This window comes from Streptomyces sp. NPDC006733 (genome assembly GCF_040636125.1).
Classification (GTDB): Bacteria; Actinomycetota; Actinomycetes; order Streptomycetales; family Streptomycetaceae; genus Actinacidiphila.
Genome location: NZ_JBEYJD010000008.1, coordinates 39,430 through 63,414 on the forward strand (window position 1 = coordinate 39,430; position 23,985 = coordinate 63,414).

At 72.7% G+C, this 23,985-nt stretch carries 17 protein-coding genes; 9 read left to right on the plus strand and 8 right to left on the minus strand.

The window, feature by feature from the left end; translation table 11 throughout:
• Positions 1–87 precede the first annotated feature (87 nt).
• The 4 genes from ABZ721_RS09605 (at position 88) to ABZ721_RS09620 (ending at position 5,386) form a co-directional block, all read left to right on the plus strand.
• Complete coding sequence (locus ABZ721_RS09605; RefSeq protein WP_358788050.1) at positions 88–813, plus strand: ComEA family DNA-binding protein; 726 nt, start codon at positions 88–90, stop codon at positions 811–813.
• Between the two features lie 89 nt (positions 814–902).
• Positions 903–3,392 carry a ComEC/Rec2 family competence protein gene (locus ABZ721_RS09610; protein WP_358788051.1) on the plus strand — a complete coding sequence of 830 codons (2,490 nt, stop codon included), beginning with the start codon at positions 903–905 and terminating at the stop codon, positions 3,390–3,392.
• Between the two features lie 54 nt (positions 3,393–3,446).
• Positions 3,447–4,100: a helix-turn-helix domain-containing protein gene (locus ABZ721_RS09615; RefSeq protein WP_358788052.1), complete on the plus strand. Its 654-nt coding sequence runs from the start codon at positions 3,447–3,449 to the stop codon at positions 4,098–4,100.
• Between the two features lie 2 nt (positions 4,101–4,102).
• Positions 4,103–5,386, plus strand: coding sequence for an MFS transporter (locus ABZ721_RS09620; protein ID WP_358788053.1), 1,284 nt, complete (start codon positions 4,103–4,105; stop codon positions 5,384–5,386).
• A 19-nt stretch (positions 5,387–5,405) separates the two neighbouring features.
• Here the strand turns inward: ABZ721_RS09620 and ABZ721_RS09625 are convergent, their stop codons facing one another.
• Complete coding sequence (locus ABZ721_RS09625) at positions 5,406–6,854, minus strand: APC family permease (RefSeq protein ID WP_358788054.1); 1,449 nt, start codon at positions 6,852–6,854, stop codon at positions 5,406–5,408.
• Between the two features lie 254 nt (positions 6,855–7,108).
• The gene (locus tag ABZ721_RS09630) at positions 7,109–7,360 is read right to left on the minus strand and encodes a hypothetical protein (RefSeq protein WP_358788055.1); all 252 of its coding nucleotides are present in this window, start codon (positions 7,358–7,360) and stop codon (positions 7,109–7,111) included.
• Positions 7,361–7,417: 57 nt separating this feature from the next.
• On the opposite strand from ABZ721_RS09630, the gene holA reads away from it, so the two are divergent.
• Positions 7,418–8,404, plus strand: a complete 987-nt coding sequence (holA, locus tag ABZ721_RS09635; RefSeq protein WP_358788056.1) for a DNA polymerase III subunit delta — start codon at positions 7,418–7,420, stop codon at positions 8,402–8,404.
• Between the two features lie 106 nt (positions 8,405–8,510).
• Here holA and ABZ721_RS09640 read toward each other — a convergent pair whose 3' ends face one another.
• Together ABZ721_RS09640 and rpsT are read right to left on the minus strand one after the other, a co-directional pair.
• Entirely contained in the window at positions 8,511–9,350 is an 840-nt protein-coding gene (locus tag ABZ721_RS09640) for a hypothetical protein (RefSeq protein WP_358788057.1), read from the minus strand.
• A 200-nt stretch (positions 9,351–9,550) separates the two neighbouring features.
• Entirely contained in the window at positions 9,551–9,817 is a 267-nt protein-coding gene (gene rpsT, locus ABZ721_RS09645; RefSeq protein WP_277438198.1) for a 30S ribosomal protein S20, read from the minus strand.
• 209 nt (positions 9,818–10,026) lie between these two features.
• Between rpsT and lepA the strand changes: the two genes are divergently transcribed.
• The gene (gene lepA / locus ABZ721_RS09650) at positions 10,027–11,913 is read left to right on the plus strand and encodes a translation elongation factor 4 (RefSeq protein WP_358788058.1); all 1,887 of its coding nucleotides are present in this window, start codon (positions 10,027–10,029) and stop codon (positions 11,911–11,913) included.
• Positions 11,914–12,156: 243 nt separating this feature from the next.
• Positions 12,157–14,046, plus strand: coding sequence for an AMP-dependent synthetase/ligase (locus ABZ721_RS09655; protein WP_358788059.1), 1,890 nt, complete (start codon positions 12,157–12,159; stop codon positions 14,044–14,046).
• A 64-nt stretch (positions 14,047–14,110) separates the two neighbouring features.
• Here the strand turns inward: ABZ721_RS09655 and ABZ721_RS09660 are convergent, their stop codons facing one another.
• Both ABZ721_RS09660 and ABZ721_RS09665 read right to left on the minus strand, forming a co-directional pair.
• Positions 14,111–14,725, minus strand: a complete 615-nt coding sequence (locus ABZ721_RS09660; RefSeq protein ID WP_358788060.1) for a response regulator — start codon at positions 14,723–14,725, stop codon at positions 14,111–14,113.
• Positions 14,722–18,864, minus strand: coding sequence for a HAMP domain-containing protein (locus ABZ721_RS09665; RefSeq protein WP_358788181.1), 4,143 nt, complete (start codon positions 18,862–18,864; stop codon positions 14,722–14,724). The genes ABZ721_RS09660 and ABZ721_RS09665 overlap by 4 nt, the downstream gene beginning before the upstream one ends.
• Positions 18,865–19,085: 221 nt before the next feature.
• Between ABZ721_RS09665 and ABZ721_RS09670 the strand changes: the two genes are divergently transcribed.
• Together ABZ721_RS09670 and hemW are read left to right on the plus strand one after the other, a co-directional pair.
• Positions 19,086–20,894 (plus strand): SpoIIE family protein phosphatase, encoded by a 1,809-nt coding sequence (locus ABZ721_RS09670; RefSeq protein WP_358788061.1) that lies wholly within the window; start codon positions 19,086–19,088, stop codon positions 20,892–20,894.
• A gap of 66 nt (positions 20,895–20,960) precedes the next feature.
• On the plus strand, positions 20,961–22,193 hold the full coding sequence (gene hemW / locus ABZ721_RS09675; protein ID WP_358788062.1) for a radical SAM family heme chaperone HemW: 1,233 nt from the start codon (positions 20,961–20,963) through the stop codon (positions 22,191–22,193).
• Between the two features lie 22 nt (positions 22,194–22,215).
• Here the strand turns inward: hemW and ABZ721_RS09680 are convergent, their stop codons facing one another.
• Together ABZ721_RS09680 and ABZ721_RS09685 are read right to left on the minus strand one after the other, a co-directional pair.
• Entirely contained in the window at positions 22,216–23,061 is an 846-nt protein-coding gene (locus tag ABZ721_RS09680) for a DUF3097 domain-containing protein (RefSeq protein ID WP_358788063.1), read from the minus strand.
• 38 nt (positions 23,062–23,099) lie between these two features.
• Positions 23,100–23,825, minus strand: coding sequence for an MBL fold metallo-hydrolase (locus ABZ721_RS09685; protein ID WP_358788064.1), 726 nt, complete (start codon positions 23,823–23,825; stop codon positions 23,100–23,102).
• Positions 23,826–23,985 lie beyond the last annotated feature (160 nt).

Genomic DNA, 23,985 nt, shown 5'->3' on the forward strand with positions numbered 1-23,985 from the left:
ACGGGACCCGGTCCGGGTCCGAGCCCGAGCCCCGGTCCGGGCGGGGATCCGCCGCCGACGGTCCTGCCGGTCGTCCCACCGCGAGCGATGCCCTTCGCTCGGTTACGCGCCTTCCGGGGCTGGCTGTTCGTGCGCTGCGGCCTGGAGTTCAGGACCGCCGCCGCGCTGCTGGTGGTGCTGGCCGTCGCCGTCGGCTTCGCCGTGCAGCACTTCTGGACCGGGCGCCCGCGCACGGTCTCGGCTCCGGCGCGGATCGACGGACCGCCGTCCGGCTCGCCACTGAGCGCGGCCCGGGATCGGCAGTCCGCGTCCGGCTCCGGGCCGTCCGGCTCCGGGCCCTCGGGGTTCCTGCCCCCGGGGTTCGTGCCGGCCGCTGTCGCGGTGCCGAGGACGGTCCTGACGGTGGACGTCGCGGGCCGGGCCCGGCGGCCCGGGGTGCTCCGGCTGCCCGCCGGGTCGCGCGTCGCCGACGCGCTCGCGGCGGCCGGCGGGGCGCTGCCGGGGACGGACACGAGCGCGCTGAACCTCGCCCGGGTGCTCTCCGACGGCGAGCAGGTCGTCGTCGGCGGGCCGCCCGCGCCCGCCGGGCCGGGGCAGGGGCCGGGTGGCGGGGCGTCCGCCGGCCCCGTGAGCCTCAACTCGGCGACCGCCGAGCAACTGGAGACCCTGCCGGGCGTCGGGCCGGTCCTGGCACGGCACATCCTCGACTACCGCGCCCAGCACGGCGGCTTCGCCTCCGTCGAGCAGCTCCGCGACGTGACCGGCATCGGCGACCGGCGCTTCTCCGACCTCAAGCCCCTGGTCCGGCCGTGACCGGTCCCGGGGCGGGCCCCGGCGCGGGAACGGGACGCCGGGTGGGCCGGGCGGGTGGTGCGGGCCGCGCGGAGCGGGCGGGTGGTGCGGTGCGTTCCGCCGTGCACGCTGCGGCGGCGTCGCCGCTCGGCGCGTCCAACCCGCGCCAGGAAGGGCCCGCCGATCTGCGGCTCGTGCCGCCGGCCCTCGCCGTCTGGCTCGCGGCGGCGGTCGCGCTGGGGATGCCGGGAGGAGCGGCGGCCTGGACCGTGGGGGTCACCGCGGCGCTGGGGGCGGTGCTGCTGGTGGTCGGACGGCGGCGCGCTGTCCCCGGCCTGGCGGCGGCTCTCGCGACCGTGCTGCTGTGCGCGTCCGCGGCGACGGCCGTCGCCGCGCTGCACGCGGCGGACAGCCGTCGCGGGCCGTTGCCGGGGCTGGCGGCCGAACACGGGCGCGCTGTCGTCGAGTTGCGGATCACCGGCGATCCGCGGTCGACCCGGCCGCACGTCCGGGGCGCGGCCCGTGCCCCGGAGGCCGTGCTCGTCGAGGCGGACGCCGTCCGCGTCACCTCGCACGGCGTGACGACGGAGGTCCGCACGCCGGTGCTGGTCATCGCCGAGACGGCCGCGCCGCCGGGGCGGGCCCCGGCGCCGGCTCCCGACGGCGGTCCGTGGCTCGGGCTGCTGCCCTCCACCCGCGTCAGCGTGTCGGCACGGATCGCACCGCCCGCGCGGCCGGGGGAGCGGACCGCCGCCGTGCTGTCGGTGCGCGGGCCGCCGCGCGTCGTCGCACCGCCCACCGCGACCCAGCGGTTCGCGGGCCGGCTCCGGGACGGGCTGCGCACGGCGACGGACGGGCTGCCGCCCGACGCGCGGGCGCTGCTCCCCGGGCTCGTCGTCGGGGACACCTCCCGGCTCACGCCGGAACTGCGCGAGGCGTTCCGGGCCACCGACCTGACCCACCTGACCGCGGTCTCCGGTTCGAACCTGACCATCGTCCTGCTGCTGCTCATCGGCCCGCCGGGGCTCGCCCTCCGCGCCGAGCGGCGCGGGCTCGCCCCGCGGCTCGGGATCCCGCTGCGGGCGACGGCCCTGGTCGGCGGGGTGCTGACGGTCGCGTTCGTCATCGTCTGCCGTCCCGACCCGAGCGTGCTGCGGGCCGCCGCCTGCGGTCTGATCACGCTGCTGGCCATCGCCACCGGCCGCCGCCGCGCCCTGCTGCCGGCGCTGGCCGCGGCCGTGCTGCTCCTCGTCCTGCACGATCCCTGGCTCGCCCGCTCCTACGGCTTCCTGCTGTCCGTGCTGGCCACCGGCGCGCTGCTGACGATCGCCCCGCGCTGGAGCGCGGCCCTGCGGCGGCGCGGCGTGCCGGCGGGGCCGGCCGAGGCGCTGGGCGCCGCGGGTGCCGCGCAGGCGGTCTGCGCCCCGGTGATCGTGGTGCTCACCGGGCAGGTCAGCCTCGTCGCGGTCCCGTGCAACCTGCTCGCGGAGCCGGCGGTGGGGCCGGCCACGGTGCTCGGGTTCGGCGCGCTGGCCATCGCGCCGTTCTCGATGCCGGCCGCCGAGTGGCCGGCCCGGCTCGCCGGCTGGCCCACCGGCTGGATCGCGGCCGTCGCCCGGCGGGGCGCGGCCCTGCCCGGCGCCGGGATCGGCTGGCCCGGCGGGTGGGGCGGAGCGCTGCTGCTGGCCGCGCTCACGGCGGCGGTCGTGACGGTGGGCCGCAGGCAGGCCGCCCGCCCCTGGCTCTGCGCGGCGGTCGCGCTCCTGCTGCTGCTCGCCGTGGTGCGGCCCGTCCCGCTGCCGCGCGTCCTCACGGGCCGGCCGCCGCCCGGCTGGCGGCTCGCCATGTGCGACGTGGGACAGGGCGACGCCCTGGTGCTGTCCGGGACGGGCGGCTCGGCCGTCGTCATCGACACCGGGCCGGAGCCGGCCCTCGTCGACCGGTGCCTGCGGTCGCTGGGGGTGACCTCGGTCGCGCTGCTGATCCTGACCCACTTCCACGCGGACCATGTGGACGGGCTCGCGGGCGTGCTGCGCGGCCGCGCGGTCGGCGCGATCGAGACGACGACGCTGGACGAACCGCCCGCGCAGGCGGCCTTCGTCCGCAGACAGGCGGCCGCCGCGCGGATCCCCGTGGTCCGCGCGGCGGCGGGGGAGCGGCGCCGGCTGGGCGCCCTGGAGTGGCAGCTGCTCTGGCCGCCCGCGAGCGCGGGGGCGCTGCCGGACAGCGGCCCGAACGACGCCAGCGTCGTGCTGCTGGTCCGGACGGCGGGGCTGACGTTCCTCCTGCTCGGCGACCTGGAGCCGCCCGCCCAGCGGCAGTTGCTGGCGGCGGTGCCCGACCTGCCCCGCGTGGACGTCCTGAAGGTCGCGCACCACGGCTCGGCCCACCAGGACCCGGTCCTGCTCGCCCGCCTGGCACCGCGCCTGGCGCTCATCTCCTGCGGCGCGGCCAACCCGTACGGCCACCCGGCACCCCGGACGCTCCGAGCCCTGCGCGCGCAGGGCGCGAAGGTCCTGCGCACGGACACCGACGGGACGGTGGCGGTGCTCGGGGACCGCGCGGACGAGCTGCGGGCCACCTTGGTGGGAGCGCCCTGAGCGCTATCTAAAGATTCTGTTGTAAAGGTTTCTTTCTAAAGCTATCTTTACATCATGACCGAGAGGCAGATACGGCTCACCGACCCGCGCGCTCTGCGGGCCTACGCCCACCCGACGCGGATGATGCTCACCGGCCTACTCCGCAGGGAGGGACCGCTCACCGCGACGAGGGCCGCCGAGCTGACGGGGGAGTCCGTCGCCAGTTGCTCGTACCACCTGCGGGTGCTGGCCAGGTTCGGGCTGGTCGAGGAGGCGGAGGGCGGTCAGGGCCGGCAGAAGCCGTGGCGGGCCACGGCGCGCTTCACGGACTGGCCCGGCTATTCGGACGACCCGGCGGTGGCGGAGGCGGCGGACGCGCTCACCGTCGCCGTCGCCGAGAACTACTTCCAGAAGATGACCAAGGCGCTGGAGAGCCGGCGCGAACTGTCGCGCGCCTGGCAGGAGGCGGAGGAGTTCAGCGACGCGACGCTCTACCTCACCCCCGAGGAGCTGTCGGCGCTGGGCGCGAAGGTGGACGAGCTGCTGGAGGCGTTCGCGGACCGCGACACGGATCCCGCGCTACGCCCCGAGGGCGCGCAGCGCGTCTCCTACCTGCGGATCGCCTTCCTGGACCGGGAGGCCCCCGACCCGGCTCCCGCCCCCGACCCGGCTCCCGCCCCCGACCCGGCCCCATCCCAGGACGCAGACGCTGACGCAGTCGAGGAGTAGACGTGAACATCGCCGAGCGCGTGCCGGCCCTGCTGCGCGAACGCCCGTTCCGCCGGTACTGGACGGGCCAGACCGTCTCCCTCTTCGGCGACCAGGTGTCGTTCCTCGCGATACCGCTCGCGGCCGTCCTGGTGCTGCACGCGGACGCCGCCCAGATGGGCTGGCTGTCGGCGGCGGGCCTGCTGCCGGCGCTGCTGCTGTCGCTGCCCGCGGGGGCCTGGGCCGACCGGCGGGGCGACCGGCGGCGCATCATGATCGCCTCCGACTTGGTCCGCGCCGCGCTGATGCTCTCGCTGCCCGCGGCCTATGCCTTCGGCGTGCTGACCCTCACCCACCTCTACGTGATCGCCTTCGCTGTCGGCGCCTGCGGCGTCGCCTTCGACGTCTGCAACGCCACGCTCTTCGTCTCCCTCGTGCGGCCCGGCCAGTACGTGGACGGCAACGCGCTCGTCAACGGCAGCCGGGCGTTCTCCTTCGTGGCGGGGCCGAGCGTGGGCGGGCTGCTGGTGCAGGTGCTCGCCGCGCCGCTCACGCTGTTGGTCGACGCCGTCTCGTACCTCGTCTCGGCGGGCTACCTGGCGCGCATCTCCCCGGTCGAACCGCCGGCCGCCGAGGCGGAGAAGGGGCACTTCACCGCCGGGCTGCGGTTCATCGCGCGCTCCCGCATCCTGCGTCCGCTGCTGGCCGCCGCCGCGACCGTCAACTTCTTCAACTACGTCTTCCACACCATCGTGGTGCTCTACGCGGTCGCCGAACTCGGTCTGAACGCGGGCGTGCTGGGGCTGGTGGTCGGCGCCGGCGCGGTCGGCGGGCTCATCGGTGCGGCGCTCAGCGGTCGGATCGTCCGGCGGATCGGGATCGGCCCGGCGGTTGTTCTTGGTTTCGTGGTGTTCCCCGCCCCGCTGATCCTGGTGCCGTCGGCCGGCGGACCCACCGCGCTGATCCTCGCCCTGCTCTTCCTCGCCGAGTTCTTCGCCGGCTTCGGGGTGATGGTGCTGGACATCGCCAGCGGCTCCCTGCAGAGCGCCGTCATCCCGGACCGGCTGCGGGCCCGGGTGACCGGGGCCTTCCGCATGCTCAACCACGGCATCCGCCCGCTCGGCGCGCTCGCGGGCGGCGTGCTCGGCTCGACCCTGGGACTGCGGCCCACGCTGTGGATCGCCACCGTCGGGGGAGTGCTGTGCGTCCTGTGGCTGCTGCCGTCGCCGGTACCCCGGATACGCGAACTCCCGGACCAGGAGGAGATCCCGGCCCGGGAGGCCACCGCGATGGAGCCGGCCGCCTGACGCGGCGCGGCCGGGGCCGTCAGACGGCGGTGCGGGTGACCGGCTCGTCGTGCAGGCCCAGTTGCTCCTCCGGGACGGTGATCACCCAGCGGGTGTCCTGGCGGGGGCGCAGGTAGAGCAGCCAGTACAGGCAGGCGACGGCCACGATGGCGCCGGTGATCGCGAGGTCCTTGATCTCCTGCACGTACAGGACGTAGGCCATCACCAGGATCAGGACCGCCGGGACGACCGGCCACAGCGGCATCCGCCACGCGGGCCGCGCCTTGTGGCTGCCGCGCCGGGAGGCGAGGGCGCCGATCGCGACCAGCAGGTACATGCCGGCGACCGCGACCCCGGTGACGTTGGTGAGCGTGTCCAGCGGCGCGAAGCAGAGCGCCGCGCCCGGCACGCCGACCGCGAGGGTGGCGACCCACGGGGAGCCGAACCGGCCGCTCAGGGTGGAGAACGCCTTGTTGACCGGCCGCGGCCAGGCGCGGTCGCGGGCCGAGGCGTAGAGCACCCGGGAGTTCTGGATGACCATGACGATGCCCGCGTTGATGATCGCCAGCGCGATGCAGAGGCTGACGAACGTCCCCACCGCGGAGTTGCTCCAGGCCTTCACCATCGCCGACAGGTTGCCCTCGGTGAGGGTGTGCAGGTCGGGGGCGCCCAGCGTGATCGCGATGGTGGGGACGATGACGACCACGGCGCCGATGCCCAGCGTCCACAGCACGGTCCGCGAGACGTTCCGGCGCGGGTTCTCCATCTCCTCCGACAGGTACACCGCCGTGCTGAAGCCCTGCAGCACGAAGAGCGCGACCGCGAGCCCCGCGACGATCGCGCCGCCGGTCAGGGCCGCGGTGACCGGGCTGCCCGGCGCGCCGCCGGTCGCCTCGACGACCGGGTGGATCAGCGTGGAGGCCGGGCGGGAGGAGTGCGAGAAGCCGAGGACGGCGACGACGCCGGCCGCGATGACCTCCAGGACCAGGAAGATGCCGGTGATCCAGGCGTTCGCCCGCAGGTCGAGCAGGCCCATGACGGTGGCGAGCAGCATGACGCCGGCGCCCGCCCACTGACCGTTGATGTGCATGATCGGTTCGAGGTACTCGCCGGTGCCGAGCGCGATGATCGGCGGCACGATCATCACGACGATCAGCGACAGGATGAAGACGATCCAGCCCGCCAGCCGCCCGATCAGCGTCCCGACCATGGCGTACTCGCCGCCTGCGCTCGGGATCAGCGTCCCCAGCTCGGAGTAGCAGAAGGCCACCGCGACGCAGAGCACGGCCGCGATCACGATCGTCAGCGCCGTTCCGGTGCCCAGATCGCCGAAGAGGCCCGGCACGATGACGAAGAGCGACGAGGCGGGCGTCAGGCAGGAGAGCGTCAGCAACGTGCCGCCGACCACGCCGATGGACCGGGTGAGGGCCTTCGGCGGGGTGACGGGCGGCGCGATGGGCGAGTGCGGAGGACGCAGCGTGTCAGTCATGCGGGGTCCGATCGGATGGTGCTGAGGGGGCTTACCGCCTCCGGTCCAGGAAAACCCGAAGCGGAACGACCGCTTCATCCCCGGCATCAAACCCCGGCCGCCAAGAACGCGTCAAGAGATTCAGAACAACGAAATCCGTCGTCAATATCGCCGTTCCATGGTGTATGCGAAGCAATGGATCACTCGCTCTGCCGAACTCGACAGCATTCCAGTAGCACCACCACAGGCCCCGGCCCACCGGCCGCCGGCGCGGCCTACGGGCGGGGCTGTTCGCGCCAGCCGTCGAACTCCTCGGCCAGGGCGTGCAGGGCCGCGGCGTCCAGGCGGCTCTCCTCGTCCTCCACCACGACCAGCCACTGGGCGTCCTCGGCGTCGTCCTCGCCCGCCAGGGCGTCGCGGACGAGCTGGGGCTCGAAGGGGAGGCCGAAGCGCTCCACAGCCGCCTCGGCGGCCTCCTCCGCGGCGTCGCGGTCGGGCAGCACCAGGACATGTCGTACGTCGCTCACCGGACCATTGTCCGCCATGGCCGCCGCTGTCGGTGCCCCGTGGGATGCTGGTCCGCGATGGCCAGGAAAGCTTCCCCAGACGATCTGCTCGCTCCGCTCACGCTCGCCGTGGGCCAGGAGGACCTGCTGCTCGACCGCGCCGTGCGCGAGGTGATCGTGGCGGCGCGCGCCGCCGACGCCGACACCGACGTGCGCGACCTCCCGCCCGGGACGCTCCAGCCCGGCACCCTCGCCGAGCTGACCAGCCCCTCGCTCTTCGCCGAGCGCAAGGTCGTCATCGTGCGCGAGGCCCAGGACCTCGGCGCGGACACGATCAAGGACGTCAAGGCGTACCTGGACGCGCCGGCCGAGGAGATCACCCTGGTGCTGCTGCACGCCGGCGGCGCGAAGGGCAAGGGCCTGCTGGACGCGGCCCGCAAGGCGGGGGCCCGCGAGGTCGCCTGCCCCAAGATGACCAAGCCGGCCGACCGGCTGGCGTTCGTGCGGAACGAGTTCCGCGCCCTGGGCCGCTCCGCGACCCCCGAGGCCACCCAGACGCTGGTCGACGCCATCGGCAGCGACCTGCGCGAGCTGGCCAGCGCCGCCGCCCAGCTCACCGCCGACGTCGAGGGCACGATCGACGAGGCCGTCGTCGCCCGCTACTACACCGGCCGCGCCGAGGCCACCGGCTTCGAGGTCGCGGACTTCGCCGTCACCGGGCGGACGGCGGAGGCGCTGGAGCGGCTGCGCTGGGCGCTCTCGGTCGGCCAGCCGCTGCCCGGCATCACCTTCGCCCTCGCCTCGGGCGTGCGCGCCATCGGCAAGCTCGCCTCCGCCCCGCGCGGCACCAACCCCGGCCAGCTCGCCCGCGACCTGGGCATGCCCCCGTGGAAGATCGACCGGGTCCGGCAGCAGATGCGCGGCTGGACCGGCGACGGGGTCTCCGCCGCGCTGCGCGCGGTCGCCGAGGCGGACGCCGCGGTCAAGGGCGGCAGTGCGGACCCGGCGTACGCGCTGGAGAAGGCCGTCGTGGCCGTGGCCCGGGCCGCCCGCGCCCGCTCATAGCGTCACGGACGGCCCCGTCACGGCGGACCCTCGTCGGGGCCGGTCGTGACGGGCCCTGTCACGCCCGGGCCCCGTCACGACCGGCCCCGAACCCCCGCCGAGGCCGTCAGTTCTTCAGCCGGGCCAGCGTCGCCGTCGTGGAGCTCTTGATCCAGCCGGTGACCTCGCTCACCGACGGCGGGTTCTTGTCCTTGTCCAGCGACGACAGGTACATGCTCCACGCCATCTGGTACGTCATCCAGCCGTCCCGCACGGCCAGCGTCACCGAGCGCGAGCCGGACGAGCCGCTGATGGTGTCCTCGGTGATCAGGTAGGCCGCGTCACCGAAACCGGTGATCTTCTCGGCCCGGTAGTCGCCCTTGCGCTGCGAATAGCTCTCCCACCGCGCCACGAACTCGGCCGACGGGTCGGTCTTCTTGTGCAGCTGCACCGTCGTGGACAGGTAGGCGTCCGCGTACGACGACCCGGGCGCCTTCATGTCCATGTCGCAGTACATGTCGTCCAGTGCGTCGTGCTTGAGGGTGTATGTCGTCGGGGAGGTGTCGGTCTCCGGGTACTTGGTCTTGAAGGCCGAGACCTCGGCGGCCGTGCAGACGTCGGTCTGCAGCTTGTACCCCTTGAGGTCGGCGGTCGCCTCCTTGGCGTCCTTCCCGCCGAGCAGGAAGACCCCGCCGCCCCAGAGCGCGGAGGCGACCACCGCGCCGACCGCGGCCCACAGCACGGCCTTCCCGGCGCCCGAGCCGCCGCCGGGCGGCGGGGGCAGCTGCGGTATCGGGGGCTGGCCCTGCGGGCCGTAGTAGGAGCCCGGCTGGCCGGGCGGCGGCACCGGCTGCGCGTAGGGATTCTGCTGGGACGGGACCGGCGGCCCGAAGCCCGGCGAGGGCTGCGAGGCGGACTGGGGGCCCGGATACGGATAGGCGCTCGGCTGCTCAGGCGGCGTCGACATGCCGTGAGGATAGGGCAACGCCGAAGGCCCCGCTGCCGTCCCGTGAGGATGGCTGCGGGGCCTTCGGATGGAGCTGTGCGCCGCACCCGCGTGGCGAACGGCCGAGCGCGGCGCGATGTCTTTCGGTTGCCGGTCCGGGCGGTAGAGGGGCCGCTGGTTCCGTTTCCGGCGAGTGGGGCCGAGGGCCCCGGTGGAACAGGTCAGGCCTTGATCGAGGCGACCTTGTGAGCCAGCGCGGACTTCTTGTTCGCGGCCTGGTTCTTGTGGATGACGCCCTTGCTCACGGCCTTGTCGAGCTTCTGCGCGGCCACGCGGTTGGCCGCGGTGGCCTTCTCGACGTCACCGGAAGCGGCGGCCTCGCGGGCCTTGCGGATCGCGGTCTTGAGGGAGGACTTGACCGCCTTGTTGCGCAGGCGCGCCTTCTCGTTGGTCTTGTTCCGCTTGATCTGGGACTTGATGTTCGCCACGAAAGGAGCCTTCTCAGGTTCGGGTACTTTGCATTAACACTTGACTGAGCGCCTCGGGTCACAGGGCACGAGGCACAGTGCTCCAGGCTACCAGCCGCCCGCATGACCTCCCAAACCGGTCCCAGGCCTCCAGCCATGGGACGATGGGGGTCAACGTATCGATCCGCCTACAGACGTCAGACGTCAAGCGTCGAGAAACAGGACCCTGCGTGCCCGCGACCCCGACCAATGTTCCGCAGCCGAGCCGTACCGACCCGGCGCTGATCCGTAACTTCTGCATCATCGCGCACATCGACCATGGCAAGTCGACGCTCGCCGACCGGATGCTCCAGCTGACCGGCGTGGTCGATCAGCGGCAGATGCGCGCCCAGTACCTCGACCGCATGGACATCGAGCGTGAGCGTGGCATCACGATCAAGTCCCAGGCGGTCCGGCTGCCCTGGGCGCCCACCGACGGCGACGCCGCGGCCCCGACCCACATCCTGAACATGATCGACACCCCGGGCCACGTGGACTTCACGTACGAGGTCTCGCGCTCGCTCGCGGCCTGCGAGGGCACGGTCCTGCTCGTCGACGCGGCCCAGGGGATCGAGGCCCAGACCCTCGCCAACCTGTACCTGGCGCTGGAGAACGACCTCACGATCATCCCGGTGCTCAACAAGATCGACCTGCCGGCCGCCCAGCCGGAGAAGTTCGCCGAGGAACTGGCGCACATCATCGGCTGCGACCCCGCCGACGTGCTCAAGGTCTCGGCGAAGACCGGCATCGGTGTGCCCGAGCTGCTCAACGAGGTCGTGCAGAAGGTGCCGGCCCCGGTCGGGGCCAACATCTCCGAGGCCCCGGCCCGCGCGATGATCTTCGACTCGGTCTACGACTCCTACCGCGGCGTGGTCACGTACGTGCGGGTCGTCGACGGTGAGCTCAAGAAGCGCGAGCGCATCCAGATGATGTCGACCGGCGCCACCCACGAGCTGCTGGAGATCGGCATCTCCGGTCCGGAGATGACGCCCTCCGACGGCCTCGGGGTCGGTGAGGTCGGCTACATCATCACCGGCGTGAAGGACGTCCGGCAGTCCCGGGTCGGTGACACGATCACCTCGCAGTCCAAGGGCGCCACCGTGGCCCTGGGCGGCTACAAGGACCCCAAGCCGATGGTCTTCTCCGGCCTGTACCCGCTGGACGGCTCGGACTACCCGGAGCTGCGCGAGGCGCTGGACAAGCTCCAGCTCAACGACGCCGCGCTGGTCTACGAGCCCGAGACGTCCGCCGCGCTGGGCTTCGGCTTCCGCGTCGGCTTCCTCGGCCTGCTCCACCTGGACGTGGTCCGCGAGCGGCTGGAGCGCGAGTTCGGCCTGGAGCTGATCGCGACCGCGCCCAACGTGGTCTACCGCGTGGTGATGGAGGACCGCTCCGAGCACATCGTCACCAACCCGAGCGAGTTCCCCGAGGGCAAGATCACCTCGGTCTACGAGCCGATGGTGAAGTCGACGATCCTCGCGCCCAACGAGTTCGTCGGCGCGATCATGGAGCTGTGCCAGTCCCGCCGCGGCTCGCTGCTCGGCATGGACTACCTGTCGGCGGACCGCGTCGAGCTCCGCTACGACCTGCCCATGGCCGAGATCGTCTTCGACTTCTTCGACAACCTGAAGTCCAAGACCCGCGGCTACGCGTCGCTGGACTACGAGCCCAAGGGCGAGCAGACCGCCGACCTGGTCAAGGTCGACATCCTGCTGCACCACGACAAGGTGGACGCGTTCTCCGCGATCCTGCACAAGGACAAGGCGTACGCGTACGGCGTCCGGATGGTCGACAAGCTCCGCAAACTCATCCCGCGGCAGAACTTCGAGATCCCGATCCAGGCCGCGGTCGGCAGCCGCGTCATCGCCCGTGAGACGGTGCGCGCGATCCGCAAGGACGTGCTCGCCAAGTGCTACGGCGGCGACATCTCCCGTAAGCGCAAGCTGCTGGAGAAGCAGAAGGAAGGCAAGAAGCGGATGAAGATGGTCGGCAGCGTGGAGGTCCCGCAGGAGGCCTTCATCGCGGTGCTGTCCACGGACTCCGACGGCGGCGGCAGCGAGAGCAAGGGCAAGAAGTAGTTCTTCGCGTCACATTCGGTGCCCGGGGCGCCCCTCCCGAAAGCGGAGGGGCGCTCTCCGTATATCCGGGCGCGACCTCCACCTGCGGCGGGTCCGAAGCATGTACCGGGCACCTACTCGATTGGTTACGGTTGCAACGAGCGGCCCGAAGCCCCTTACGCGCCGGGCGATGGGCCTCTACTCTGATCGCGACGCAGAGGTTACTGGTGAGTTAACAGAGCAGGCGCGGGCCCGGAGGATGTCGTGACAGAGACACAGACGCTGATCGAGACCCGACCGCCATCCGTGGCGACTCTCTTCCTCGAACGGGTGGAGTCGACCCCCGACGCGGAGGCATACCGCTACCCCGTGATCGACGCGGCCGGTGGTCCGGACAGCTGGCGCTCGCTGACCTGGGGCCAGGCCTCGGACCGGGTCTTCGCGATCGCGGCAGGCCTGATGGACCTGGGGGTCCGTCCCGAGGAGCGGGTGGCCATCGCCTCCGCGACCCGGGTCGAGTGGATCCTCGCCGACCTCGGGGTGCTGTGCGCGGGCGCCGCCACCACGACGGTCTACCCGAGCACCAACGCCGACGAGACGGCCTTCATCCTCGCGGACTCCGGCAGCCGGGTGCTGATCGCGGAGGACGCCGTCCAGGTCGCCAAGGCCCGCGAGCGGCGGGCGGAGCTCCCCGAGCTGGCCCACGTGGTCGTCATCGACGCCACCGGCGTCGAGGAGGCGGACGGCGCCGAGGGCGACGGCTGGGTGCTCTCGCTCGCCGAGCTGGAGCGGCGCGGGGCGACCTACCTGGAGAAGCACCCGGAGGCGGTCAGGGACGCGGTCGGCGCCATCACCCGCGACCAGCTCGCGACGCTGATCTACACCTCGGGCACCACCGGCCGCCCCAAGGGCGTCCGTCTGCCGCACGACTGCTGGTCCTACATGGCCCGCGCGATCCAGTCGGTCGGGCTGCTCGACGAGAACGACGTCCAGTACCTGTGGCTGCCGCTGGCCCACGTCTTCGGCAAGGTGCTGACCGCCGGCCACATCACCATCGGCCACGTCACCGCCGTGGACGGCCGGGTCGACAAGATCATCACCAACCTCCCGCTGATCCAGCCGACCTACATGGCGGCCGTGCCCAGGATCTTCGAGAAGGTCTACAACGGTGTGGCGGCCAAGGCCCGCGCGGGCGGCGGCGCCAAGTACAAGATCTTCAAGTGGGCGTCGGACGTGGCCCGCGAGTACGCCAAGGTCACCCAGAACAACCTGCGGCTGACCGGCAAGGCCACCGCGCCCTTCGGGCTCTCCACCAAGCACGCCCTGGCCGACAAGCTCGTCTACGCCAAGATCCGCGAGGCGTTCGGCGGCCGGCTGCGCGCCTGCGTCTCCGGCTCCGCCGCGCTGGCGCCCGAGATCGGCTACTTCTTCTCCGGCGTCGGCATCCACATCCTGGAGGGGTACGGGCTCACCGAGTCCAGCGCCGCCAGCTTCGTCAACCCCGGCGAGTCGTACCGCACCGGCACCGTCGGCAAGCCGCTGCCCGGCCTCGAGGTCCGGATCGCGGAGGACGGCGAGATCATGCTGCGCGGCCCCGGCATCATGCAGGGCTACCACGGCCTGCCGGAGAAGACGGCCGAGGTGCTGGAGCCCGACGGCTGGTTCCACACCGGTGACATCGGCGAGCTGTCCGCGGACGGCTTCCTGAAGATCACCGACCGCAAGAAGGACATCATCAAGAACTCGAACGGCAAGTACATCGCGCCCGCCGCGGTGGAGGGCCAGTTCAAGGCGGTCTGCCCGTTCGTCAGCAACGTCCTGGTCATCGGTGCGGACCGCAACTTCTGCACCGCGCTGCTCGCCCTGGACGAGCCGACGATCCTCGGCTGGGCCGCGGAGAACGGGCTGGAGGGCAAGAGCTACGCCGACGTCGTCGCCGCCCCGCAGACCCGTGAGCTGATCGAGGGCTACGTGGCCCGGGTCAACGAGGGGCTGCAGCGCTGGCAGGCGATCAAGCAGTTCCGGCTGCTGCCGCGCGACCTCGACGTCGAGCACGGCGACCTGACCCCGAGCCTCAAGCTCAAGCGTCCGGTCGTCGAGCGCGAGTTCCAGTCGCTGATCGACGACATGTACGCGGGGTCGCGCGAGGCGTGACGCCGGGCACGTGCCCGGGCGCGTAACCGGGCTTACCGGCGGGAGCCGGCCGGCCGATCAGTGATCAGCCGGCCGGCTCCACCCCAGGCTCCGCGCGGAAGGAGCGTTCCAGCTCCGCCACCCGGCGGGCCAGCTCGGCCACGTCCGGCCGGCCGTCCGCGGCCAGCCGCCGTTCGAGCGCAGCCAGCCGCTCCTCGATGTCCGCCAGCCGCGCCGGGTCGTACGCCGGCAGCTCGCGCAGCAGCAGCTCCCGCAACTGGTGCGCCTGCCGCTCCAGTTGCCGGGTCTTGTGGTGCAGGTCGAGGAAGACGGTGACCTTCGCGCGCAGCACCCAGGGATCGAAGGGCTTGGTCAGGTAGTCCGCGGCCCCGGTCGCGTAGCCGCGGAACGCGAAGCTGGTGTCCCGGTCGTTCCCGGTCAGGAAGATGATCGGGATGTCCTTGGTCTGGTCGAGCCGCTTGATGTTGGCGGCCGTCTCGAAGCCGTCCATGCCGGGCATCAGCACGTCGAGCAGCACGACCGCGAAGTCCTGGCGCAGCAGGGCCTTCATGGCCTCCTCGCCGGAGCGCGCCCGCACCAGCGGCTGGTTCAGCGAGCTGAGGACCGCCTCCAGGGCGACGAGGTTGTCCTCCATGTCGTCGACGAGGAGGATCCCCGCCCGGTCGTGCGCCGCCGTCATGCCGTGGGGCCCTTCGTATCGGCCGGCGCAGCGCCGGGATCGCCATCCGGGTCATCGGGATCGTCGGGGTTGCCGGGAGCGTCGGGATCGCCGGTGGCGGCCTGGGCGCCCTGCGGGTCCAGGAGGTCGCACGAGACGCTGAGCAGCCGGTCCACGTCGACGGGCTTCGGCACGTAGTCGTTGGCCCCGCAGGCGATGGACTTCTCGCGGTCGCCGGGCATCGCCTTCGCGGTCAGGGCGATGATCGGCAGGTCCACGTAGCGCGGTGTCCGCCGGATCGCCTCGATCGTCTCGTACCCGTCCATCTCGGGCATCATGATGTCCATCAGGACGAGGGCGACGTCGGGGTTGCGCTGCAGCGCCTCGATGCCCTCGCGGCCGTTCTCCGCGTACAGCACTGGCATCCCCACCCGCCCCAGGACGTGCGTGAGGGCGAAGACGTTGCGGATGTCGTCGTCGATGATCAGCACCCGGCTGCCGGGCAGCACCCGGCCGCCCCGGCCCGCCCGCCACTCCTCCAGCCGGTTGGTGGTCGGCCAGGTGCCGTCCTGCGCGCTGAAGATCTTCAGATCCATCGGCCGCCGGTCGATCTCGTACGGCACCGCCTCCGGCGTGCGTGCGCCGTCCTCGTCCGAGGTGTCGTGCTCCGGCTCGGGCTCGCCCGCGCCGGAGTGGCCGGAGTAGACGGCCGGGATGTACAGGGTGAAGGTGCTGCCCTTGCCGGGCTCGCTCTCGGCGACGATGCGGCCGCCCAGCAGCCCGGCGATCTCCCGGCTGATCGAGAGCCCGAGACCGGTGCCGCCGTACTTGCGGTTGGTGGTGCCGTCGGCCTGCTGGAACGCCTCGAAGATCACCGGGAGTTTGTCGGAGGCGATGCCGATGCCGGTGTCCTTCACGGAGAACGCCATCAGGTTCTCGACCCCGTGCGGGGTCCCGGTCTCCGACGGGTCCGCCCGGGAGACCCGCAGTTCGACGCTGCCCTGCGAGGTGAACTTGATCGCGTTGGAGAGCAGGTTGCGCAGGATCTGCTGGATGCGCTGCTCGTCCGAGAACATCTCGCGCGGCACCTCCTCGCCGACCCGGACGTCGAAGGAGAGCCCCCGGTCGATCGTGATCGGCCGGAAGGTGGCGTGCACGTAGTCGAGCAGCTTGATCAGCGGGAGCTTCTTCGGCCGGACGTCCATCCGGCCCGCCTCGATCTTGGAGAGGTCGAGGATGTCGTTGATCAACTGGAGCAGGTCGGACCCGGAGCGGTGGATGGTGGTGGCGAACTGCACCTCCTGCTCCGACAGATGGTTGTCCGGGTTGTCGGAGAGCAGCCGGGCGAGGATCAGCAGCGAGTTGAGCGGGGTGCGCAGCTCGTGCGACATGTTCGCCAGGAACTCGGACTTGTACTGGGAGGACGTCGCCAGCAGCGCCGCCTTCTCCTCCAGCTCGGCGTTGGAGCGCTGCAGCTCGTCCTGCTGGCGCTGCAACTCGTCGGAGCGCTCCTGGAGCTGGGTGGCGAGCCGCTGCGACTCGCTGAGCAGCGACTCGGTGCGGGAGTTGGCGATGATCGTGTTGATCGCCACGCCGATGGTGTTGACGAACTGGTCGAAGAAGGCCAGGTGCACGTCGGAGAAGCGGGAGAACGAGGCCAGCTCGATGACGCCGAGCAGCTGGTCCTCGAAGAGGATCGGGATGATGACGACGCTGGCGGGGGCGGCCTCGCCCAACCCTGAATTGATCTTGATGTAGTCCGGCGGCGCCTCCTCCATCAGGATCCGCTTCTTCTCCATCGCCGCCTGCCGCACCAGCCCGTGGCCGGGCATCCCCGGGGTGTCGACCGTCGCGCCCTGCGCGGAGCCGTACCCGGCGATGAAGGCGAGGCCCCGGGCGGAGGAGTCGCTCTGGCTGGTGCCGCGGTGGCCCTGCCGGTCCTCGTCCCCCTCGGCGAGGAAGAAGGCGCCGTACTGCGCGTTCACCAGCGGGGTGAGTTCGCGCAGGATCAGGTCGGCGACCTCCATCAGGTCCCGGTGGCCCTGCATCAGGCCGGCGAGGCGGGCGAGGTTCGACTCCAGCCAGTCCTTCGCGCGGGTGGTCTCGCGCAGGTTGGCCACCATCAGGTTGATGTTGTCCTTGAGGTCGGTGACCTCCCCTTGCGTCTCCACGGTGATGGACCGCGACATGTCGCCCTGGGCGACGGCCGAGGCGACCTCCGCGATCGCGCGCACCTGGGTGGTGAGGTTGGACGCCAGCTCGTTCACGTTGGTCGTGAGGCGCTTCCACGTGCCGTAGACGCCCTCGACGCGGGCCTGCCCGCCCAGCTGGCCCTCGCTGCCCACCTCGCGGGCGACGCGGGTGACCTCGGAGGCGAAGGAGGACAGCGTGTCCACCATGGTGTTGATGGCGGTCTTCAACTCCAGGATCTCGCCGCGCGCGTCCACGTCGATCTTCTTCGACAGGTCGCCGTTGGCGACGGCGGTGGTGACCTGGGCGATGTTGCGGACCTGCGAGGTCAGGTTGTCGGCCATGAAGTTGACGTTGTCCGTCAGGTCCTTCCAGACCCCCGACACCCCGAGCACCTGCGCGCGACCGCCGAGCCGCCCGTCCGTGCCGACCTCGCGGGCGACGCGGGTCACCTCGTCGGCGAACGCCCGCAGCTGCTCCACCATCGCGTTGACGGTGTCCTTGAGCTCCAGGATCTCGCCGCGCGCGTCGACAGTGATCTTCTTCGACAGGTCGCCGTTGGCGACGGCGGTGGTGACCTGGGCGATGTTGCGCACCTGCGAGGTCAGGTTGGACGCCATGAAGTTGACGTTGTCCGTCAGGTCCTTCCACACCCCGGACACGCCCCGGACCTGCGCCTGGCCGCCCAGGTTGCCCTCCGTGCCGACCTCGCGGGCGACGCGGGTGACCTCGTCGGCGAACGCGGAGAGCTGGTCCACCATCGTGTTCAGCGTCGACTTCAGCTCCAGGATCTCGCCCTTGGCCTCGACCGTGATGGTCTTGCCCAGGTCGCCCTGCGCCACCGCCGTCGCCACCTGGGCGATGTTGCGCACCTGGGACGTCAGGTTGTCGGCCATGAAGTTGACGTTGTCGGTGAGGTCTTTCCAGACGCCGGAGACGCCGCGGACCTGGGCGCGGCCGCCGAGCTGGCCCTCGGTGCCGACCTCGCGGGCGACGCGGGTGACCTCGTCGGCGAACGCCGAGAGCTGGTCCACCATCGTGTTCACGGTGGACTTGAGCTGCAGGATCTCGCCCTGCGCGTCCACGGTGATCTTCTGCGAGAGGTCGCCGTTGGCGACGGCGGTGGTGACCTGGGCGATGTTGCGCACCTGCGAGGTCAGGTTGGACGCCATGAAGTTGACGTTGTCGGTGAGGTCTTTCCAGACGCCGGAGACGCCGCGGACCTGGGCGCGGCCGCCGAGCTGGCCCTCGGTGCCGACCTCGCGGGCGACGCGGGTCACCTCGTCCGCGAACGCGGAGAGCTGGTCCACCATCGTGTTGACGGTGAGCTTCAGCTCCAGCAGCTCGCCGGTGGCCTCGACCGTCACCTGACGGGTCAGATCGCCCCGGGCCACCGCCGTGGTCACCACCGCGATGTCCCGCACCTGCGCGGTCAGCCGGGCGGCCATCGTGTTGACGGCCTCCGTCACGTCGCGCCAACTGCCCGACAGGCCCTGCACCTTGGCGCGCCCGCCGAGCCGGCCCTCGGTGCCGACCTCGCGGGCGACGCGGGTGACCTCGCCGGTGAACAGCGACAGCTGGTCCACCATCCGGTTCACCGCCCGGCCCAGCCGCCGCAGGTCGCCGCGGAGCGGGCGGTTGCCGTCGTGCAGGTCCACCCGCTGGGTCAGATCGCCGCCCGCCACCGCGTCCAGCACCCGGGTGGCGTTGGCGGCCGGGATGACCAGCGCGTCCAGCAGGCTGTTGGTCGCGTCGACGCTCATCGCCCACGCGCCCTGGCCGGGACTGGGGGCCAGCCGCTCGTCCAGCCGCCCCTGGCGCACCACTTCGCGGCGCACGCGGGTCAACTCGCCCGCGAAGTGCTGGTTGCGGGCGACGATCTGCTTGACGACCCCGGTCAGTTCGGCCAGCACCCCGTCGTGCAGACCCGTCAGCCGGACCCGGAAGTCGCCGTCGGCCAGGGCCGTCAGGGCGGTGAGCAGCGGACGCAGCTCGGCCGCCCGGACCCATTCGCCTTCCGGCGGACACTCCGTCGCGGGGCGCTTCGGGGAGGCGGACTGAGGACGGGGCACAGCCGTTTGCGGAGCCATGTCGAGCCTTCTTGGTAACTCGTAGCATCTGAGCGGGCTCATTCTGTCACGCTTGGTGTACCGCAAACGGCGTAATGCCGGATCTGCCCAGGAGACGCACAGTGGAGTCGGTTTCATCGACGGGGGAGTTCATCTCCCGCAAGAACCTGCCGGGAAACCAGCGCGCGGCCTCGGCCGCACGCACGTTCGTACGATCCGCGATCGCCGAGTGGACCGCCCGCGGTCTGCGGCCCGCCGACAGCACCACCTGCCGCCTGGTCGACGACGGCATGCTGCTCATCAGCGAACTCGTCACCAACGCCGTCATCCACGCGGGCACCTCCGTGGACGTGCTCTGCCGGCTCGACACCCGGTGCGAACCGGCCGCCGTCGTCATCGAGGTCTCCGACCGCCACCCCGCCCGCGTGGTCCGCGGCGGCGGGCACCCGGAGGAGGACCGGGACGGCGGCCGCGGGCTGCAGCTCGTCGACGGCCTCTCGCACTCGTGGGGCATCACCTACCACCGCGACCGCAAGACCGTCTGGTGCCGGCTGGAGTGCGCGGGGGACGACGGGCGGAACGGTTCCGCACCACCGCAGGACGCGTACGGCCACACCTCCGGCTGGGAGCGGCGCAGCATCGACATCCTGGTGCCCGCGCCGGCCCGCGGACCCCGCCGGTACGACTCCGACTGGCTCAGCCGCGGCTCGCTCTCCTTCCTCGCCGAGGCCTCCGACCTCCTCGCCGGGCAGCTCGACGAGGACAACGTCGCCTCGCTCGCCGGCCAGCTGCTCGTGCCCCGGCTCGCCGACTGGTGCGCGGTGTGGCTGGCCGGCCCCGGGCCCGAGCAGCGGCTGGCCCAGGTCTGGCACAGCTCGGAGAACCGCATCGAGGCGCTGCGGCTGGTCCTGGAGAAGGAGCCGCCGCCGGCCGACGCCGCCCCCGGCGCCGCCCCCTGGCCGTGGCCGCCCCCGCACGGCCTGCGGAGCCCCGACGGCGCCGCCCTCGCCTTCCCGCTGCTGACCGCCGGGCAGTACCACGGCACACTGCTGCTGGGCCGGCACGGCCTGCCGCGCATCCCGGACGAAGTGACCAGCCTCCTGGAGGACTTCGCGCGCCGGGTGGCCCTCGCGATCAGCACCGCGAGCCAGTACTCCCGGCAGGCCCGGGTCAGCCAGGTGCTCCAGCGCGGCCTGCTGCCGCCCGAGGTCGGCCGGATCCCCGGCGTGGACACCGCGATCGTCTACGAGCCGACCGGCGAGGGCGTCTGGGCGGGCGGCGACTTCTACGACCTCTTCCAGGTCCACGACGGGCGCTGGTGCTTCGCCCTCGGCGACGTCTGCGGCAGCGGCCCGGAGGCGGCCTCCGTGACCGGGATCGCCCGGCCCGTCATCCGCTGGCTGGCCCGGCAGGGGTTCGGGGTCGCCGACGTCCTGGACCGGCTCAACAAGGCCTTCACCGACGAGGCGGCCGCCTCGCCCACCGGCGAGGTCGCCGCCTGGGAGGGCGGCAGGACCCGCTTCCTGTCCCTGCTGTACGGCGAGATCGTCCCGCACCCGTCCGGGCGCGGAGCGCGCTGCACCGTCGGTTCCGCCGGCCATCCGCTGCCCCTGGTGCTGGCGGCCGACGGCGTGGTGCGGCCGGCCGCGTCGCCGCAGATCCTGCTCGGCATCGCGGACGAGGTGCGGTACGGCAGCCAGACCTTCGACCTGCTGCCGGGCGACACCCTGCTGTGCGTCACCGACGGGGTGACGGAGCGGCGCCGGGGGGACCGCCAGTTCGACGACGACGACGGGCTCGCCTCGGTGCTCGGCGGCTGTGCCGGGCTGGGGGCGGCGGGCGTCGCCGAGCGCATCCGGCGGGCCGTGCACGACTACGACGACACCCCGCCCGACGACGACCTGGCCATGCTCGTCCTGCGGGCGCAGTGAGCGGCGGCCCCGGCGGCTCCCCGTCCGGTGGGACGAGGGGCTCCGCCGGGGGCGGACAATGGGGTTATGCCTTCCGTACTGCCTGATGGTGAGCCGATGCCCGAGGACGGGGCGCTGCCCGCGAGCGCGCTCGCAGGGGCGGGCGCCCGGCCGCTCGGGTTCTACCTGCACGTCCCGTACTGCGCCACCCGCTGCGGCTACTGCGACTTCAACACCTACACCGCGAGCGAGCTGCGCGGCTCCGGCGGGGTCCTCGCCTCGCGGGAGAACTACACGGACCACCTCATCGACGAGGTCCGGCTCGCCCGCAAGGTGCTCGGCGACGACCCGCGCCAGGTCGAGACCGTCTTCGTCGGCGGCGGCACGCCGACCCTGCTCCCCGCCGCCGACCTGGTGCGGATGCTGGCGGCGATCCGCGACGAGTTCGGCTTCGCGCCGGGCGCGGAGATCTCCACGGAGGCCAACCCCGAGTCCGTCGACCCGGCCTACCTGGCCGAACTGCGGGCCGGCGGATTCAACCGCATCTCGTTCGGCATGCAGAGCGCGAAGCAGCACGTTCTGCGGGTCCTGGACCGCAAACACACCCCGGGCCGCCCGGAGGCGTGCGTCGCCGAGGCGCGCGCCGCCGGCTTCGAGCACGTCAACCTGGACCTGATCTACGGCACGCCGGGGGAGTCCGACGACGACTGGCGGGCCTCCCTGGACGCGGCGATCGGCGCCGGGCCCGACCACGTCTCGGCGTACGCCCTGATCGTCGAGGAGGGCACCCAGCTCGCGCGGCGGATCCGCCGCGGCGAGGTGCCGATGACCGACGACGACGTGCACGCCGACCGCTACCTGATCGCCGACGAGCGGTTCGCCGCGGCCGGCTTCGACTGGTACGAGGTGTCGAACTGGGCCACGTCGGAGGCGGGCCGCTGCCGCCACAACGAGCTGTACTGGACCGGCGCCGACTGGTGGGGCGCGGGCCCCGGCGCGCACAGCCACGTCGGCGGCGTCCGGTGGTGGAACGTCAAGCACCCGGGCGCGTACGCGCAGGCGCTGACCGAGGGGCGCAGCCCCGGCGCGGGCCGCGAGCTGCTCGCGGACGAGGACCGGCGGGTCGAGCGGATCCTGCTGGAGCTGCGGCTCGCGGCCGGGTGCCCGCTGTCGCTGCTGGCGCCCGCGGGAGCGGCGGCCGCGGCGCGGGCGGTGACGGACGGGCTCCTGGAGGGCGGTCCTTACGCCGAGGGGCGGGCCGTGCTGACCCTGCGGGGCCGGCTGCTGGCGGACGCGGTGGTGCGGGACCTGGTCGACTGAGCGGGTCCGCCGCCCGCGCGGCTCAGGGGGCCGTCACGAAGTCGATCAACTCCTCGACGCGGCCCAGCAGCGCCGGTTCCAGGTCCTTGTACGAGCGGACCGACGCGAGGATCCGCTGCCAGGCCTCGCCCGTCGTCTCCCGCCAGCCCAGCGCGTCGCAGACGCCCGTCTTCCAGTCCTGGCCGCGGGGGACCGTGGGCCAGGCGGGGATGCCGACGGAGGACGGCTTCACGGCCTCCCAGACGTCGATGTAGGGGTGGCCGACGACGAGGACGTCGGCGACGCCGGAGACCTGGCTCGCGAGCCGCGACTCCTTGGAGCCCGGCACCAGGTGGTCGACGAGGACGCCGAGGCGGGCGTCCGGGCCGGGGGAGAACGCCTCGACGATCGCCGGGAGGTCGTCGATGCCCTCCAGGTACTCGACCACGACGCCCTCGACGCGCAGGTCGTGGCCCCAGACCCGCTCGACCAGCTCCGCGTCGTGCCGGCCCTCCACGTAGATGCGGCCGGCCCGCGCCACCCGGGCGCGGGCGCCCTGCACCGCGATCGAGCCCGACGCGGACAGCAGCGGCCCGCGCCGCTGCCCGCGCGGCGCGCCCGGACCTCCGGCGCGCGGCCGCACCAGGGTGACGGCTCTGCCGTCGAGCAGGAAGCCGCGCGGCTCCATCGGGAAGACCCGGTGCTTGCCGAAGCGGTCCTCCAGGGTCACGGTCAGCCCCTCCGCCGTCTTCTCGCAGCGGACCACCGCCCCGCAGAAGCCGGTCGAGACCTCCTCCACCACCAGGTCCGGCTCCGCCGCCACCTCGGGCGCGGGCACGCTCTTCTTCCAGGGCGGGGTGAGGTCCGGGCCGTATTCTCTGCTGCGCATGGGGCGGATCGTACCCAGAGCCGCGGGCGGGACACGGGCTACGACGCGGCGAACCGGGCCGTCAGCGCGTCGCGTTGGGCGCGGACGAAGCGGGCGTCCACGACGGCGCCGTGGCCGGGGACGTAGAGAGCCGCCCCGCCGCCCACCGAGAGCAGCCGGTCGAGGGCCGCCGGCCAGCCGGCCGGGTCCGCGTCGGGGCCCGCCTGGGGTTCGCCGGACTCCTCCACCAGGTCGCCGCAGAAGACGACGGCGGGCGTGCCCGGCACGTGGACGGCCAGGTCGTGGGGGGTGTGGCCGGGGCCGGGGTGGAAGAGCGTGACCCTGCGGCCGCCGCCGAGGTCGAGGTCGAGCGTGTCGTCCACCAGCCGGTCCGGGCGGACCAGCGCGGCGGCCGCCTCGGCCGCGGGCCCGGGGCCGACGCCGTAGGTGACGGCGTCCTCGCGCAGCGCGTCGCGGCCGTGCTCCAGGCAGCCGTCGAGCGCCGGGTGCCCGTACACCCGCACCCCGGGGAAGGCGGCGGTGCCGAAGACGTGGTCGAAGTGTCCGTGGGTGAGGGCGATGTGCGTCACAGGGCGTCCGGTCAGCTCCCGCACCCGCAGCCGGAGTCGAGCGCCCTCGGCGACGGTGGAGCCGGTGTCGATGAGCAGGACGCCCTCGTCACCGACGACCAGGCCGATCGTCACGTCCAGGAAGGGAAGACGGCGGCGGGCGACGCCGGGAGCCAGCTGCTCCCAGCCGTCGGCGCCGGACTCTGCGGTATCCACGGGGCGACGCTATCGCCGCGGGGACCCTCCCCGCGCGCTACGCTGCCCGACCCTTGCCCTGCTCTTGCTACTCCGCCGTACACTGACTGCGAAGGACGCTGGCACTCGTATCGGATGAGTGCCAGGCCCGGCAGGGCCGGCGTGGTAACTACGGCTGGAG

Excerpts from the sequence above, each read along its gene's own strand:
- ABZ721_RS09660 (WP_358788060.1), bottom strand. The coding sequence starts at position 14,725 with ATGACGGCGGCGCACGACCGGGCGGGGATCCTCCTCGTCGACGACATG.
- hemW (WP_358788062.1), top strand. The coding sequence starts at position 20,961 with ATGCCTTCCGTACTGCCTGATGGTGAGCCGATGCCCGAGGACGGGGCG.
- holA (WP_358788056.1), top strand. The coding sequence starts at position 7,418 with ATGGCCAGGAAAGCTTCCCCAGACGATCTGCTCGCTCCGCTCACGCTC.
- ABZ721_RS09615 (WP_358788052.1), top strand. The coding sequence starts at position 3,447 with ATGACCGAGAGGCAGATACGGCTCACCGACCCGCGCGCTCTGCGGGCC.
- ABZ721_RS09625 (WP_358788054.1), bottom strand. The coding sequence starts at position 6,854 with ATGACTGACACGCTGCGTCCTCCGCACTCGCCCATCGCGCCGCCCGTC.
- ABZ721_RS09640 (WP_358788057.1), bottom strand. The coding sequence starts at position 9,350 with ATGTCGACGCCGCCTGAGCAGCCGAGCGCCTATCCGTATCCGGGCCCC.
- ABZ721_RS09605 (WP_358788050.1), top strand. The coding sequence starts at position 88 with ATGCCCTTCGCTCGGTTACGCGCCTTCCGGGGCTGGCTGTTCGTGCGC.
- ABZ721_RS09680 (WP_358788063.1), bottom strand. The coding sequence starts at position 23,061 with ATGCGCAGCAGAGAATACGGCCCGGACCTCACCCCGCCCTGGAAGAAG.